This is a genomic window from Paenibacillus sp. FSL W8-0187, assembly GCF_037969755.1.
Taxonomy (GTDB): domain Bacteria; phylum Bacillota; class Bacilli; order Paenibacillales; family Paenibacillaceae; genus Paenibacillus_AQ.
In genome coordinates this window covers 599,111-615,492 of record NZ_CP150206.1, presented here as the reverse complement: position 1 = coordinate 615,492, position 16,382 = coordinate 599,111, and the positions used below count along the sequence as shown (strand labels likewise).

12 protein-coding genes are annotated in these 16,382 nt (G+C 51.0%); all 12 read right to left on the bottom strand.

All coding sequences use genetic code 11. From position 1 onward, the window contains the following. Positions 1-141 precede the first annotated feature (141 nt). The 12 genes from MKY48_RS02685 to MKY48_RS02630 all read right to left on the bottom strand — a co-directional run bounded on the left by MKY48_RS02685 (position 142) and on the right by MKY48_RS02630 (position 16,382). Entirely contained in the window at positions 142-1,002 is an 861-nt protein-coding gene (locus tag MKY48_RS02685; RefSeq protein WP_339292242.1) for a carbohydrate ABC transporter permease, read from the bottom strand. Next, positions 992-1,942: a sugar ABC transporter permease gene (locus MKY48_RS02680; protein WP_339292241.1), complete on the bottom strand. Its 951-nt coding sequence runs from the start codon at positions 1,940-1,942 to the stop codon at positions 992-994. The genes MKY48_RS02685 and MKY48_RS02680 overlap by 11 nt, the downstream gene beginning before the upstream one ends. A 5-nt stretch (positions 1,943-1,947) precedes the next feature. Next, positions 1,948-3,291 carry an ABC transporter substrate-binding protein gene (locus MKY48_RS02675; RefSeq protein WP_339292240.1) on the bottom strand — a complete coding sequence of 448 codons (1,344 nt, stop codon included), beginning with the start codon at positions 3,289-3,291 and terminating at the stop codon, positions 1,948-1,950. Positions 3,292-3,587: 296 nt separating this feature from the next. After that, positions 3,588-4,142, bottom strand: coding sequence for a glycerol-3-phosphate responsive antiterminator (locus MKY48_RS02670; protein ID WP_076322389.1), 555 nt, complete (start codon positions 4,140-4,142; stop codon positions 3,588-3,590). Between the two features lie 452 nt (positions 4,143-4,594). Beyond that, entirely contained in the window at positions 4,595-6,115 is a 1,521-nt protein-coding gene (locus MKY48_RS02665) for a discoidin domain-containing protein (RefSeq protein WP_339292239.1), read from the bottom strand. 546 nt (positions 6,116-6,661) lie between these two features. Beyond that, a complete protein-coding gene (locus MKY48_RS02660; RefSeq protein WP_339292238.1) occupies positions 6,662-7,132 on the bottom strand; it encodes a DinB family protein in 471 nt (156 codons plus the stop codon). Between the two features lie 151 nt (positions 7,133-7,283). Further along, on the bottom strand, positions 7,284-9,356 hold the full coding sequence (locus MKY48_RS02655) for an amylo-alpha-1,6-glucosidase (protein ID WP_339292237.1): 2,073 nt from the start codon (positions 9,354-9,356) through the stop codon (positions 7,284-7,286). Positions 9,357-9,381: 25 nt separating this feature from the next. Continuing rightward, positions 9,382-11,511, bottom strand: coding sequence for a beta-glucosidase BglX (gene bglX, locus MKY48_RS02650; protein ID WP_339292236.1), 2,130 nt, complete (start codon positions 11,509-11,511; stop codon positions 9,382-9,384). A gap of 25 nt (positions 11,512-11,536) precedes the next feature. Beyond that, complete coding sequence (locus MKY48_RS02645) at positions 11,537-12,361, bottom strand: carbohydrate ABC transporter permease (RefSeq protein WP_213646362.1); 825 nt, start codon at positions 12,359-12,361, stop codon at positions 11,537-11,539. A gap of 5 nt (positions 12,362-12,366) precedes the next feature. After that, positions 12,367-13,311 carry a sugar ABC transporter permease gene (locus MKY48_RS02640; protein ID WP_076322396.1) on the bottom strand — a complete coding sequence of 315 codons (945 nt, stop codon included), beginning with the start codon at positions 13,309-13,311 and terminating at the stop codon, positions 12,367-12,369. Positions 13,312-13,409: 98 nt separating this feature from the next. Then, positions 13,410-14,654: a sugar ABC transporter substrate-binding protein gene (locus MKY48_RS02635; protein WP_339292235.1), complete on the bottom strand. Its 1,245-nt coding sequence runs from the start codon at positions 14,652-14,654 to the stop codon at positions 13,410-13,412. Between the two features lie 174 nt (positions 14,655-14,828). Next, complete coding sequence (locus MKY48_RS02630) at positions 14,829-16,382, bottom strand: response regulator (protein WP_339293467.1); 1,554 nt, start codon at positions 16,380-16,382, stop codon at positions 14,829-14,831.

Here is a 16,382-nt window from a genome sequence, read left to right as displayed (position 1 = left end):
ACTGTTCGCCATGAACCTTCCGATCCCTGCTGTCTGCAGCGGATCATAACCTTCGGGAGAAAACAGAGAGACGGCATGGCGGTGTATGCTTACCCACCATATCCATACCGTCTAGAATACCTGCATCATCCGGTTATGTGGTTATTTAAACGTCGAATTCGCCATCGCGGCCACGATATGCTTCTGCATGACCGTAAAGACCAGCACGATCGGGATAATCGCCATAACGCTGGACGCCATAATGACATTGAAGAACATGGCTTCATTTCCAGCGATGGAATCCCTCAGCATCGCAATACCTACCGTTAGCACGCGCATGTCGTTGTTATTAGTCATGATTAGCGGCCAGAAATACGAGTTCCAGGACGAGATGAAGATCAACACGCCCATGGTAACGATCGTCGGCATCGCCATCGGGAATAAAAGCTTGTACAGTATGGAGAAACGACCGGCTCCATCCACGCGTGCCGCTTCCAGCACGTCGTTGTTAATCGATTTGAACGCCTGCCTGAGCAGGAATATCGCGTAGGCGGAAGCCCCGTGAGGCACGATGAGCGCCCAGAACGTATTCAGCCAATCCAGCTTGGACATCATGACGTATACCGGAACGAAAATAACCTGCTCCGGCACGATCAATGCGGCGAGAACGAGCAAGAATAGAGCGTCCCGTCCCCAGAATTTCCCCTTCGCAAATGCATACGCCGCCATAAGCGCCACGTTCAGCTGCAGAATAATCGTTCCGACAGCCATCAGCAGCGTATTGCCGAAAAATCGCGCATATGGGATAACTCGGAAGGCTTCGGCAAAGTTCTGCCAGGCAAAGGTTTCCGGCCAGAATGTAGGTACGGCCATCCGCATCTCAGACTGTGTCTTGAGCGCGCTGATCAGCAGCCAATACACCGGAAAGAACATGACGAGCGTCACGATCACGGCTCCGATGATGCGGAGCGTCATCATGGTCTTTCGGTATTTGGCGGATCCAGCCATATAATTATCCTTCATAGTGCACCTTCTTCCTGCTGACCACCCATTGTACCAATGTTAACAGCAATATGATTACAAACAGAATCATGACAAGCGCCGAGGCTCTTCCTGTTTTGAATTCATCAAAGGCCATCGTATAGATCCAGTACACAATCGCGTTTGTTGCCTTGAGCGGGCCGCCGTCCGTCATGACGTCGATGGACTGGAACACCTGCATGGAGGAGATAAAGCTCGTGATGACAAGAAACAGTGTCATAGGCGACAAGAGCGGCAGCGTAATGTTGCGGAACTGCCGGAACTTGCTGGCTCCATCAATCGAAGCCGCCTCATAATACTCGGCCGGAATCCCGCGCATGCCCGCGATAAAGAGGATCATCGCAAAACCGACGCCCTTCCAGACCGAAACGGCAACCAGCGCCGGCAATGCCGTCGAAGGGTTGTTCAGCCATTCGACCGGTTCCATGCCGAACCAGGAGACAATGGAATTCAGCAGCCCATATTGCCCGTTGTAAATCCAGGTAAATACCATGGCGGCGACAACCATCGAGACATAATACGGCATGAAAATAACGCCGCGCATGAAACCGAACAACCGTGAGGATGACACGTTGAGCAGCAGCGCCAGCAGCAGCCCGATGACAAGCGTGAACACTACGTCCATAACGGTGTACAAGAACGTGACCTTCAAGGAGTGATAGAAATCCGGGTTTGACAGCAAGCGCGTATAGTTATCGACGCCCACGAACTTCTTCATGGGCCGCGTCATATTCCAGTTCGTAAAGCTGATGTACACGGAATAACCCAGAGGATAATACAGGAACACGCCCATGAATAACAACGCCGGGACCGCGAACGAGAAGTCCTTCCACTTCTCGATCAACGTATGGGAGATCCGTTTAGAGACCGAAGCGGTCGCCCGATTGGACGCCGCCTTTGTCATATGTTTATTGGTCTCCATAGGCATCACTCATAGTCAGCCAGAATATCGTTGATCTTCTTGGCTGCATCCTGCATAAGTGGTGTCGGATCTTTTTTGTTCAGCACCATTTCCCCTACGACTTCTTTGTAAACTTCGCTGAATTCAGGGTAAGCCGGGTGCTGCATGCGCGGTGTCACTTCGTCAAAGTGCTCGTATACCGCTCTGTATTGCGGCCATCTTTCGAAATATTGATCGCCTTCCTCAGACTCGATTGCGGATTTTCTTGTCGGCAGGTATCCAACGGATTCAGCCCACTTAATGTTTTGCTCCGCCGAAGTCATGAACTCGATGAATTTCCAAGCCGCTTCCTTCTCCAGATCCTCGGCACCGTCCATCATGACGATCCCCGCACCGCCGATGTTGGAGGTCCGTACTTTATCACCAGGGATGAAGGATACGCCAACCTCGAAGTTCGCATTCTCGCGGTACATTTTCAGCATCGCGGAAGTATGCTGTACCATCGCGATTTCACCGTTCAGGAACATTTGACGCATATTATCGGAGGCCCCTTTACCGAAGCCCATATGCATGCTGCCGTCATTTTGCCACTTGTAGAAATTCTGGAGGTAACGGAGAGAATCCTCATTCTCGACAGCCGAGGCACTCAGGTCCTCCGTCAGAATTTGTCCACCGCCGTTAATGTTCCACGGGTCATAGTACCATGTGTCCCAACCTGGAACAGAGAAAGCATAACGCGTCGTTTTGTCGCCTTCCTTTTTCGTTACTTTCGCATTGAAATCCTCGATCTCATCCCATTTCGCAGGAGGCTCTACGCCCAGCTCGTCCAGCATCGTTTTGTTGTAGACGAATACGCTGGTGCTGACGATCAGAGGGAATCCGAATTGTTTCCCGTTGTATGCATAAGCGTTCAGCATACCTTGAGCGAAATCGTCCATCTTCACTTCGTCGCGCTTAATCCACGGACCCAGATCGGCAAAAACGCCGCTATCCGCAAAGTTAGCGAGTGAAGATACCTCAACATTAGTAACGGCCGGTACATCGTTCGCTGCTACTGCAGCCGATAATTTTTTGTGAAGATCAGGATAGCCGCCTTGGAACACCGGTTCTACCGTAATATGTGGGTACTTCTTCTGGAACTCTGCGATCATGTAGTTCAAACCTTCCAGTTGAGCATCCGCATGGGCATGCCAGTACTGGATTTTGACAGGCGTTGTATCATTCTTCATATCCATCGAAGCAGCTTCCACATCGTCGAGCGAAACCTCTCCTCCGGCACTTTCACTTTCACTTCCACCGCCGCCTCCGCAAGCCGTGGTAATAACCATAAATATGGTCAGTAACATTAACAACCATGATTTCTTTTTCATAGATGATCTGTTGTCCCCTCTCGAATCTATTCATCATTCATCTTCATCACTGCTGTCTATCCACTTCATCAAATGGCCGGTTCAACGGCACGCGGATCCTAAGATGGGGGGATTCCCCCATCCAATCAACCCGTCTACCCCTTAAAAAGCGCACAAAAATAGAGACGTCAAAAGAGCGCAACCTAAGAGCCACCACCTCCTATAAAAGCTAAAGTAGCTGCTACTCGGGTTATCTCATCGTCTCCACCCCTAGCAAATATGTAATTATAGTTAATCCATCAACCGTACAGGGAATCTTACGTCCAAAAACGCGTATCTCCTGTAGATACGAGGTCTGCACCATTTGCCAGCGCCTCATCGATTTCTTCCTCGCTTCGTAAAAAACCTCCCACAATAAGCGGACAGTGAATTTCCTTCTTCAGGTCGCGGATCACGCGGGGTATGAGTCCCGGCATTAATTCCACCTCATCCGGACGGGCTTGTCCGATCATTTTCACTGCGGTTCTTAAAGCTGTAGTATCAATGGCAAACACTCGCTGTATCGAGCTAATGCCCGCTTGGCGCGAAGCCAATACCGTATTCGTCTTCGTCGTAATAATCCCGTCGATCTTGTACGAATCCGCCAAATACTGCACAGCCGAATTATCCCGGCCAATGCCGCTTACCATCTCCAGATGAACAAACACTTTTTTTCCTGAGGAGTGAAGTCGATTAACGATATCCCTGAGTTTTATGATATCGCCTGTCATCAGGTTCACACGCTCCACCGTGCTGTTCACAGCTGCATCGATCTGTTCCAGCTTGGTAATCGAAGCGATTACGGGAAGACGCCGTGTCCTTTGATCTGCCATAAGTGCGTGTCCCCCTTCTACCGAACACTCTTATGATAAAGCGATAAGATCATGACAGTATTAACGATATGTAAAATCTGTGTTAACGGCACTCATCAAGGCTTCGATATATCATGTATACGCTTACTATTCAGTTAACAACAGATTCTGCTATATCCCTGGTTTGTTGGATTCCCCCTAGACTTAGGATCATTCGGTTCAGCGAAGAGGTTAGGATAGCGCTTTCAGAATAGCTCGCCAAACTATTTAATATCTATCATAGAGGAATGATTTAGCCATAGTCTATAGCGAAATTTGTATTATTTTGTCGAATTTAAAAGAATATCAACTCAATGTAACAAATATCATGGCGCGAACGACGATACTATGACACCGCTACACCCCAATAGAGCATGCTCTTGTTGGAGATTTACGAGAGTAAAAAGGTGTGATCATGTTTCACCCGTCCGCAGTTACGGTGCATCTAGAAAAAGGTCTCCTGCAGCGTAAGCTAAGATCGAACATGGAACAGGCCGCCCGAAAAGTTCGGACGGCATACGGTTCCATGCTTCAAATGCACCATTCGGGTCTGCTCTGCACGTAGCGCTAACCTTCGCAGCAACCGGAATGATCACGGTATTTCCCAAAGCCGGGTTAAAGGTATACTGCGCAGCGGATACCAGATTCGTGAAGGTGGTACTGTTCTGATCATGACCCAGCACCTGAATAGTCTGTGTCCGCGTTCCCCACTGGCTATCCGGATTCAGTTTCAGTACGACCGAGGAGATGTCCGAATTTGAGCCTAAGTCGATGGTCAGCGTATGCGGATAGCTGTTTGCCCCACCTTCCCAATACGTGCTCAAGCTGCCATCATTGGCATTGGAAGCGGCATAAATGTACTCGTTCGATGAAGCTGTGATCGGTTTGTTCAGTGCGAGATTGGTTCCGGTGCCTCCGCTGCCACTGCCCGTGCGGGTCACCGTGTTGCTAGCGGCAGATACATTACCGGCAGCATCTTTGGCCTTCACATAGTAACTGACAGTGGCAGCAGCAGGCTGATTATCCGTATACGTCAGCACATTGCCGGCTACACTTGCCCTCACCGCATGATCGGCATAAACATCGTACCCCGATACACCGACATTGTCGGCTGATGCCGACCAAGTCAGCTTAATCTGACCAGAAGCAGGCTCAGTATAAGCGAGGTTACCCGGGGCAGCCGGAGCCTCTGTATCCCCGGTTGGAGCCTGGCCGTATACTTCGAACTCGGAAATCTGACCGGCAGGCCATTCCGTATTGGCCGTGAAGAGCAGCCGCACATATCGCGCCGATTGTGCCGTCAGATTGATCGTAACCTTATTGCCGTCTGCCGGATTAAATGTATAGGCAGCGGATGAAGCCAGGTTAATGAACGTCGAGCCGTTGCTGCTGGCCTGTACGGTCAAGGTCTGGGATCTCGTCTCCCACCCGCTCGCGGGCAGCTTCAATATCACTTTGTTGACATTGTAGGAGCCATCCAGATCCACCTGAAGCCACTGTGGAAAGGCATTGTTATTGCTTTCCCAGTAGGTGGCCTGGTTAGAGTCATTGGCATTCCCGGCAACATAAGTCTGGTTATAGGAGCTGGCTGTCATATTCTTGCCCGCCGCCAGATTGCCGGGCTCCACCGCGATTACGGCATCCCCGGATGCAGGAGCTTTACCTTCTCCGGATCCACTGCCGGGAGTGCCTTCATTACCTGAGCCATCTCCAGGCACCTCCTCATGACCTGAACCAGGCTGCCCTGTGTCCGGATTATCACCAACGGGTTCCCCCGTCGCCGGATCGCCATCTTGCTGCCAATCTCCAATCTGAGTGGCTGGGTGCGAATCGGTATGGGATTGTTCCGCAAAGCCCGGGTCAGGCACGATGATCAGCTGTGTCCATATCAGCATCCATGCGAGTAAGCTCATTACAGCAGGCTTGATTGTATTCATCAACCTTCTGGATTTCATTATCCAACCTCCCGATATCAAATGCTTTCCTTCTGTACATTGCATACATAATCTCGCCTTCTTGGCCGCATGTTAAAAGAAAAAAGTATGCGCTTACATTTATGTTCCGTTCGTGCCGATCACCTCCCTTCGAACTCCTATGTGCCCTGTGTCGGTCAACCGTCGCCGCAGTACTCCACGTCACGCCGCAAACGCGAATAACCTTGTTGGTTAGCCCTAACAAAGGTAAAATCTTGAGTACTGGCAATGTTTGTAGTGAATCATCCGGAAAATATAATGAATGGGTATGTTGGTTCACGCGCTGCTGTAAGATAAGTAACACGATATTGCCGTGAGTAAATCTGCGGGGGGTTAACGGTGGGTGACAAGCACATTCCATGCTGTGTCATTACTATAAAGGATTCCCAGAAGGATTGACGATGCGCGATTGTATGTTTTTTATGTGAATTTCTATGCGAGGAAAGGAAGGAGCTTTCAAATGCTGAAAAAAAGCCGACCAAGAATAAATCCTTGTCCGGCCAGGGCTGATAATCCTCCACGCAATTGCTACTCGAATAACGGTACCTTCGGGTCCTTCCCGTTACAATGAACCAGCATCGCATGCAGTTGTCCTCTGTGGTGATACAAATGCGCCACGATTTCGAGCAGCCATTCATACCTCGAATAGGTGACACCCCAGTAGGACGTCATCTCCTGATGGAGCTCTTCTTCTGTCATCTCTCGAAACGCCTGCTCCAGATAGGAATAGCTGCTTAATAATTCAGCCTGTAAATCCTTCAGGTTATTTAACGATACACCTGCATAATAGGTGCTCATCTCCTCTTGCGTGGCTCCTCCGGATATGTGGAAATCGGCTCGGCAGATGACGGCGATATGCTTAAGCAGTTCCCCGACAGAATATTTACCCTCTGTCGGCTTAACGAGCAAATCCGCTTCATCGAGCTTGTCGATAATCGCAACAATGGAAACGATAGCAACCTCAATCTGATGTAATGCATATGTACAATAGGAATTCATATGTTCTCTCCAATCCAATATGTATACACTAATATGTTGTTCGAACTCGCTTCATTATTATAGAACATATGTTCCTGATATTTCAACAAAAAAACAACCTGCCCCTTAAATGCTAAGAGGCAGGTTGTTCCGCCATACATCTTATGACCGATCAGCCGACGAGATTAAATCCGGTTGTATTCTCAAGCACTTCCACGCGGAACGTGCTGCCGTCAGCTTCACGCACGACGCTGACGGACAGATGGCCGCTTCCGATCGCAATCCGTTCGGCCTTCAGTTCATTCATCCCTTCCGGAAGGAACGGGGACAATGCGATTTCCTTGGTCACCGCATTCGGATACAATCCGAGCATTGCCTGTAAGAAGACAATCGAGGTTCCGGCCGCCCATGCCTGCGGCGAGCAGGTTGTCGGGTACGGAACAGGATGGCCCAGCTTCGCATCATGTCCGCAGAACAGCTCCGGCAGACGCTGATATTCAAAATGTGCGGAAGCCTGCAGCAGGCCGGAGATCACCTTGCCTGCCTCAGCTTTGAATCCTTGCTTGCCGAGACCCAGCAGGATCATGGCATTGTCATGCGGCCATACGCTGCCATTGTGATAGCTCGCCGGATAATATCCGGTGGAGTCTGTGCTCATCGTACGGATACCGTATCCGTTAAACATATCGTTTCGGAGCATCCGCTCGGACTGGGCTTTCGCCCGGCTCTCTTCCGGCAGTCCGCTCATGAGCAGATGCCCCGGGTTCGAGGTGACGCTTCGGACCTGACGCAGGTCCTTATCCAAAGCGATGGCATAACACTGCTGATCCTCCATCCAGAAGGCCGCTTCGAAACGGGCGCGAAGCTCCTCGGCTTCCGTCTCCAGCTTGCGGGCCAGATCCGGCTCGCCCAGCTCTGCGAAGACGGGTGCCAGCGATTTCTTCGCTTGATACACGTAACCCTGAACCTCCGACAGCGCGATCGGAGATTCCGCGTACTCCCCGTTCTCATGAATGATCGAGTTGGCGGAATCCTTCCAGCCCTGGTTCGGAAAGCCTTTCTCCGCTTCCTGTTTGTAGGCCATGAAGCCGGAGCCCGCTTCAAGCGCGGCATCGATGTAATCTAATGCCCGCAGCATGTTTGGCTTAAGCTCCTCCGCCAAGGAAAGATCGCCCGTCCAGCGGTAATATTCGCCGATCAGTGCCAGAAACAGCGGTGTGGAGTCGATGGTGCCGTAGTACGGCGTGAACGGGGATTGGTTCGTCGTGACCAGCTCACCATAGCGAATCTCATGCATGATTTTGCCCGGCTGCTCATCCCGCCAAGGATCGGTCTTTTCACCTTGATAAGCTGCGAGCGTTCTCAGGGTCCCCTTGGCATGGAGCGGATTCACCGGAAGCATGAACAGGGCCGTGATCAAGCTGTCTCTGCCGAATGGAACCGCGAACCACGGCAGCCCCGCGACCGTTGTATCGCCGAAGCCTACATCGGTCGTCAGCATGCGCAGATCCTGCAGTCCTCTCTGGTACAAGCCGCTGAACAGCGCGGAATCCGACTGGACCTGCGAGCTGTTCGCGTACCAAGCTTCATAGGAGGCTTCGAGCTTCTTCAGCCCCTCTTCGTAGGTCAAAGGCTCCGCTGCGGAATGCTGCTCCGTCATCGGCGAAACAAAGAACGTAATAACCTTCTGCTCTTTGGCTTTCAGGGACAAAGGGAACGAAACATTCCCGGATTCATCCGCTTGGCCGCCATCCGCATCCCAAGTAATGCGTGTCTGCCTTTTCAGGTTGTCGGCGCCGACATAGGCCAGCGTCATATCTTGATCGCCTGTCCGTATACCCTCCATCTTGCCAACTTCCCCGGTACGATATTTACGCACCAGGAACATATCCTGAAAATCGGCATCAAAGGAAACCGTGAACTCGATATTCGAATCCGTCACAAAATAATTGGTCAAGGTGCAGCGCTCGTACAGGATGCCATTATAGATAAAACGCTCCCGAAGCACTTCAATCGCCCCTACATCCTTTGTATCCTTCATTAGGCGGAAGGATGCCACATAACTCTTGTCGCCCGTAGAGGACAAGAGCGAAGGCTTCTCGCCGTCGATGAACAGCTCCATGCGGCTCAGGAAACGCGTATCCTTTGTATATAACCCATGGCCTTGATCATCCCCGAGGACGATATCTCCATTAAGCCCGGTCAGAAAAAATACGTCTCCTTCTTTAATTACGCGGTAGTCCATGCATAAATCCCCCTTTGATTCCGGTTTATTCAACAACCACAAGCTCAGCCTGCAATCCTTCTTCCGAATGCGGGCCGACCCAGACATGGAACTTCCCGGGCTCGACCGTAAACGCAAGCCTCTCATCCAAGAGCCCCAGTTCTTCACGCCCCAGCGTAAAATGCACCGTCCGGTTCTCGCCCGGCTGCAGCTGTACCTTGCGGAATCCCTTCAACTCTTTGACCGGCCGGGTAGAGCTTGCCACCAAGTCGCGGATATACAGCTGCGCGGTTTCCTCGCCAGCTCTGGATCCGGTATTCGTTATGCTCACGGATACATGTACGGTCTCGTCCCGGCCGATTTGGTGCCGATCCAGCTGCAAATCCGTATATTCGAACGTTGTATAACTGAGGCCATACCCGAACGGATACAGCGGAGAATCATCGCAATCGATATAATCTTCGTACAAATGAGGACGTCCGGTATTCTTCCGGTTGTAATACATCGGAATTTGGCCCGTCGCACGCGGAACGGTAACCGGCAGGCGACCACTCGGATTGTAAGCGCCGGTGAGCACGTCCACAAGCGCATGACCTGTGGTGGTTCCCAAATGCCACGCTTCAACCACAGCATCCGCATGTTCATGCAGCCATGGAGTGGCAAGCGGACGTCCGTTCATCAGGACGACGACGATCGGCGTGTCGGTCTGACGTTTCAGCTCCTGAATCAGGCGCTCCTGGCAGGATGGAAGCGTGATGGACGTTACGTTGTAATGCTCGCCCGTCATCGCTTCGGATTCACCCACAACGACCACGGCGGCATCACACTGTCTGGCGAGCTCCACAGCCCGTTCTACTCCCCCATCCAGTTCCTCCAGAATGCCGCTGCCCTGCTCATAGAATACCTCGGCTTTAGGTGCGATTTCCGATTGAAAAGCATCCCATACCGTGACGACGTCCTCATCGCGGCCTTTCCAAGCCCAGCAGCCCATCGAATTGTGGCGGTCATCAGCCAGCGGCCCAATTAACGCCAGTCTCTTGTGCTTACTGGTATCAAACGGCAAAATCCCGCCGTTATTCTGCAGCAGCACGATCGATCTCCGGGCGCTGTCCCTGGCCTGAGCCAGATGATCCGCTGGAATGGCTTGCCCTTTCAGCGGATCTCCGGCGCCTTCAGCATCTTCGCTCACATACGGATTCTCGAACAATCCAAGGCGAATTTTTACCTGTAATATGCGGAGAACCGCATCGTCCAATAGCTTAAGCAGCTCAGGGTTTTCCTGGACCAGCGTTTCCAGATGATCGAGATAGACTCCGGCGTGCATGTCCATGTCGACGCCGGCGTTCAATCCCTTCAACGCGGAATCCTTCCGGTCTTCCGCATAGCCATGGTGGATCAGCTCTTCAATCGACTCCCAATCGCTGACCACCATGCCGTCAAAGCCCCATTCCTGCTTTAATATATCCCGCAGCAGATACCGGCTGCCGGAAGCCGGAACGCCGTTCAGTTCGCTGAAGGCACTCATCACGGACAGAGCCCCGGCCTGAATCCCGTGATAGAACGGGGGAAGTACGGTTTCCCGGAGCGTCCGCTCCGACATGTCCGTCGTGTCATAGTCCCGGCCGCCTTCGATCCAGCCGTAACCGGCAAAATGCTTCACGCATGCCGCCACCGTCGGGTAGCCGTCCTCATTCGGACTTTGAAATCCTCTGACCTTCGCGGCAGCGGCCAGGGAGGACAGATAGACGTCCTCCCCCGTGCTCTCCGCGATGCGGCCCCAACGGGGATCACGCGTGATGTCAACCATCGGGGCAAACGTCCAGCGGATGCCTTTCGCTGCGGCCTCTACTGCTGCAATGCGGGCGTTCTTCTCCATCCCTTCGGGATCCCAGCTGGCGGCTTCGCCGAGCGGAATCGGAAAGATGGTGCGAAAACCGTGAATGACATCATCCCCGATGAGAAGGGGAATCCCCAGCCGCGTTTCCTCTACGGCCAGCCGCTGGAGCTCGTTGATCTTTTTCGGACCATGCACATTCAGCAGCGATCCGATCTTGCCTTCGGCAACCAGCTTCAGCTCCTGCTCCTCGCACCGGCCGTACTGCACCGTCTGACCAACCTTCTCGGTCAAAGTCATCTGCGCGAGAAGATCCTTTGCACGCTGTTCCACGTTATCCATATCTAATCCCTCCCAAGGCTTTATATCAACCTTTCACGCCGGCGTTCGAAATCCCCTCGATATATTGGCGCTGGAACAGGAAGAAGAACAGGATGATCGGCAGCGTGGACAGCACGACCCCGGCCATAATCATCGGCGTATTCTCAAAGAACATATCCTTCACGCTGTTCAGACCCACAACCAGCACATACATTTCCGGCGTATTCGCGAGCGTACTCGGAACAAGATAACTGTTCCAGGTTCCCGCAAAAGCAAGAATCGACATCGTAATCAGTGATGAACGGGCCAGCGGGTACACGATCCGCCAGAATGCACCCATCTTCGTCAGGCCATCCATCCGCGCAGCCTCCAAAAACTCATTTGGAACCGAGATGAAGAACTGACGGAGCATGAAGATGTACAAGCCCTGATACAGGAAAGGCACCGTTAGTCCCCAGAATGTGTTCAACCATCCAAGCTGCGCCACATTCACGTACACCGGGATCAGGATCATATGGTACGGCACCATCATGGTAGCCACGACAATCCAGTAAATCAGCCCTTTCCCCTTAAAATTCAGCTTGGCCAGCGCAAAGCCGGCCATCGGGTTAATGATCAGGTTCCCGATCACAACAACGCCGGTCATGATAATGGTGTTCAGAAACCATCTCGGCACGTTGTACGCATCATTCGTGAAGAAGATTTTAAAGTTCTCGAGCGTCCAGTTGGCCGGCGACGTCAGCGTATTGACATGGCGCATCGGGATGATAGACGTATAGAGGGTATAGAGAAAAGGAAGGGCAAATAAGAGCCCAAGGATGATCGTGCCGATATACAGAAACAGCCGACCGTTATTCGTACGGGTCAACATTACCCTCACTCCTTCTCATCCAAGAATTTTTTTTGCAGATACGTAATCAGCATGATGATCATGAAGAACAGCACCACCGCCGCGCTTCCGTATCCAATGTTCATGTAACGGATCCCGTGCTGGTAGAAATACGTAACCACCGTACTGGTAGCGCCCGCTGGCGAACCGAGTGCGCCATACCTGGAAATCGCTGCAATCTGATCGTAGATCTGGAAACCGGCAATCGTTGATACCGATACGATGAAGAACGTGATCGGCTTCAGGAACGGCACCGTAATGTAGCGGAATTTGTTCCACTTGGACGCTCCGTCAATCTCGCTCGCTTCATACAGATCCTTCGGAATTTCCTGTAGACCCGACAAATACACAATCATGGTGAAGCCGGCTTGTTGAAAGATAAACAGAATACATACGAATAAGAGCGCATAGTTAGTATCCGCAAACCATGTCACATTCCCGAAGCCCAACGCTCCGAAAAATTCCGTCAGGAAGGTACCCTTCTTGAAGAGCATCATGAACACCGTGGTGATCGCGATTTGCGAGGTAATGTACGGAATGAAGAATACCGTCCGGAATATCCCCTTGCCCTTCAGCTTCTGGTTGACCAGGATCGCCAGGAGCAGACCCAGCAGGGTCTGAATCGGAATCGAGATGACAACAATTTCCAGGGAGTGAAGCAGCGCCTGGAAGAATTCCTTATCTTGAAGAATGGTGACATAGTTTTCGAGGCCGATGAATTTCGCCTGGTCCAAGGCCGCGAAATTCGCATCCTGAAAACTCCTTACGAAAGACTGGATAAATGGATAGAGAAACCACCACGCCCATAAAATCAAAAAGGGCAGCGTAAACAACCAGCCCAGCGTCTTGTCAGAGTCTGCCAGCGAACGGAACCAGGATTGCCTGATCTTGTTCCCTTTCATATCAGCGTGCTTGCTGCTGTAATCGGACATAATTTATCCCCCGCTTCCATGGCTTAAATTGAATGGATCATTTAACACCCGCTCCCGCTCCCTTAGAACAAGGAGCGGGAGCGGGTGTTGCCTTTTTCTTATTTGAACTGGCTTTGAATATCGTCGAGAATTTGCTGAGCCGTTTTACCGGAGCCACCTAGAATCAAGCCTTCCAATTCTTTCACGAGTTCATCCGTGAAACGCTTGGTATCTGTCGGATAACCATAGTCTGTGCTGTACTCCAGCGCAGGCTGCAGCGCCTTGAATTCAGGGTTTTTCTCGAAATACTGCTCGGACAATGATGCTACCGCCGGATTAAAGCCAAGCTCCATGAATGCGGTTTGCGTATCGTCATTGGTCATGTAATAAGCAGCTTTGAGCGCAGCTTCTTTGTTCTTCGCGTCTTTCAGTACCATGTAAGCGTCAGAGCTCATGGTGCTTCCGTTGGTTGTTCCTTTTGGCACCGGAATAGCTACCATTTTCAGGTCCGGATTTGCATCCTTCAGGTAACCTTTGTACCAGTAACCGCCTGTACTCATAGCGCCCTGCTCGTTGCTGAATACTTCGCCGTCCCAGCCAAAGCCGAGTGATTTAGGAGTTACAGCCAGTCCTTGGTCATACATATCGATGATCATTTCCAGCGCTTTGACGTTCTCTGGCGAGTTGATGGTCTCACCATTGCCCCAGCCGCCGCCGAAGCTCTTCACGTAGTTCGTAATATGGAAGGCATCCAGATTGACGATAATGCCCTTCACATCGCCTTTGTTCAGCACTTTCGCCGCTTTGATCACTTCATCCCAAGTGGTTGGGTACTCGCCGAGACCAGCATCTTTCCACATTTGCTCATTGATGAAGAACATCGCCGGCATATCACTGTTCGGCACACCGTATTGCTTACCGTCCACATTCCAGATGTTCTTCGATGTATCCGGGAAACGGTTCATGTCAACGCCTGTTGCCTGAACCAGGTCATCGATTGGCGAGAACAATCCTTTGTTGATGTACTCGTAAGCACCTTCGTTGGACATTTTAATGAAGTCCGGCGCGACGCCGGCCGCAATTTCACCCGGAAGCGTGTTCCAGAATTGCTCACTGCTTGGATATTGTTTGATTTTCAGTTCAAGCTCCGGATATTGCTCGGAGATGGTGTCCGCCGCTTTTTGATAAATCTCCAAATCCTGTGCCGTACCCCAGAATCCGAAATTCACTGTTACTTTTTCCGTATCTGCGGCTCCATTATCTTTATTGTCAGCGCTTTTATTGCCGCCGCAAGCGGTTAAACCAACAACAAGAGCCAGGCACAACACCAGCATGGCCGAAAACTTCTTGTTCAATTTACCCATGATGCTACCCCCCACGTTTCTTTTCGTTTTACCTTGCTCCTTAATGATAAAGAGCGGAAGCAATAAAAAAAATTAATCAAATGATGATTAATTTTTTAAAATTGACTTTTTTTTTTATAAATAGGTTGCACGGCAAGAGCGTTTTTATGAAAAATCACACTTTCTTTTCAAATATCACACTTCTTCTTTCCTATACTGTTTAGGAGAAAAGCCTGTGTATTTTTGAAATACAATCGCAAAATGGGCCTGATTATTAAACCCTACCATCTCGGCAACGTCATAAATTTTGTATCGGTAGTCCTTAAGGAGTATCTTCGCCTTTTCGATCCGGAGCTCATTAATATAATCGAACAGGCCTTGACCGACCTCTTGTTTAAACAGACGGCTGACATAATTCGGGCTGACATGAAATAGGTCACCAAACAATTTTAACGAGAGGCTCTCCGGGTAGTGCTTTTCTGTATACTCCATAATATTGCGCGTGAGCTGGCTGTATCCCTTCATCTCCAGATGGTTGCGGTTCTTAAACCGCTCCTCGAATCTGGCCCGGTACGCAGCCGACAGCTGCTGGAAATGATGGATCTCTTCAAAAGCCGTTACATCCTCTTGAACGGTCCCGCCGGGCGTCCCCGTGCTCTCCCCGATCATAAACAGCAGACCTTCGTAAACCTTGCGGACATCCTTCTCTTCCATGCATTCTTCTTGCTCCAGAAACGTCTCCCACTTGGACAGCAGCTCCATAAACCGATCGTTCGCTTCTTCCCTTAGTGCAGATTTCATCTGGCTTAAATAGGCATCCGCCTGTTTATAGACACTCTCACTCTTCTGCTTCAGATGCTGATAATAGAATATCGACGTATCCGGGTTATAAAATTGATGCGCTAACGCGGTTCCTGCTTGCTCGTAGCCCTTCTGAATGCCACCAAAATCAGCAAACCAGTCACTGATACCCAGCACGATGTCGATGTTCACAAAGCGCTTGAGCGCGGAGCTGATCATCTGCACCATTTTATTGACACGCGTCAACGAAGCCAGCAGGCTTTTCAGCTCGCTGTTGCTGATGAATACGACGCTGCACTGCTCATCCAGTTGAAGATATTCAACTTCCTTCTCCGTGGACAGAATCTCGCTGACCACGTTCTGAACCGTATTCGGCAGGATGGATTCGGTTTCTTTGGTATACCTTTGGATGACCGTATGATAATTCTTGATTTTAAAAAGAACGACGTATATGTTACCCTCTTTAAGTTCCGTTTCGTGCAGGTCATGAACATAACCATGGAGAGCGTCATATAGCATCTTCTCCTTCCGGTTGCCCGCTGCACCCGACTCCGCCTGAGCCGGAGTCCCACGGCTTCCAAACTGTTCCCGTACGCTCTTCAGCATCGCGGTCAGCTCACGTTCATTCATATCGGGTTTGTGAAAATAATCGAACGCCCCCAGCTTCAAAGCTTCCTTCACATATGTAATATCATCGAAGCTGCTCAGCACAATGGTCTGCACAGGAAGCTGCCGCTCCTTAATCGCCCGGAGTACTTCGATCCCGTCCATCTTCGGCATTTTGATATCCAGCAGCACCACGTCAGGTGCGATTTCCATTATCATGCGCAGGGCCTCTTCGCCGTCGCCAGCCTCACCCACAATAGCCACACCCTGGGCCTCCCAATCAATCGCCGATTTGATTCCAATCCGAACGAGCGGCTCGTCATCTACTATAAGTATTCGCAC

Bases quoted from the DNA above. Each gene is read 5' to 3' on its own strand.
- MKY48_RS02670 (WP_076322389.1), bottom strand. From the start codon at position 4,142: ATGGCAGATCAAAGGACACGGCGTCTTCCCGTAATCGCTTCGATTACC.
- MKY48_RS02660 (WP_339292238.1), bottom strand. From the start codon at position 7,132: ATGAATTCCTATTGTACATATGCATTACATCAGATTGAGGTTGCTATC.
- MKY48_RS02645 (WP_213646362.1), bottom strand. From the start codon at position 12,361: ATGTTGACCCGTACGAATAACGGTCGGCTGTTTCTGTATATCGGCACG.
- MKY48_RS02685 (WP_339292242.1), bottom strand. From the start codon at position 1,002: ATGAAGGATAATTATATGGCTGGATCCGCCAAATACCGAAAGACCATG.
- MKY48_RS02655 (WP_339292237.1), bottom strand. From the start codon at position 9,356: ATGGACTACCGCGTAATTAAAGAAGGAGACGTATTTTTTCTGACCGGG.
- MKY48_RS02665 (WP_339292239.1), bottom strand. From the start codon at position 6,115: ATGAAATCCAGAAGGTTGATGAATACAATCAAGCCTGCTGTAATGAGC.
- MKY48_RS02675 (WP_339292240.1), bottom strand. From the start codon at position 3,291: ATGAAAAAGAAATCATGGTTGTTAATGTTACTGACCATATTTATGGTT.
- MKY48_RS02640 (WP_076322396.1), bottom strand. From the start codon at position 13,311: ATGTCCGATTACAGCAGCAAGCACGCTGATATGAAAGGGAACAAGATC.
- bglX (WP_339292236.1), bottom strand. From the start codon at position 11,511: ATGGATAACGTGGAACAGCGTGCAAAGGATCTTCTCGCGCAGATGACT.
- MKY48_RS02680 (WP_339292241.1), bottom strand. From the start codon at position 1,942: ATGGAGACCAATAAACATATGACAAAGGCGGCGTCCAATCGGGCGACC.
- MKY48_RS02635 (WP_339292235.1), bottom strand. From the start codon at position 14,654: ATGGGTAAATTGAACAAGAAGTTTTCGGCCATGCTGGTGTTGTGCCTG.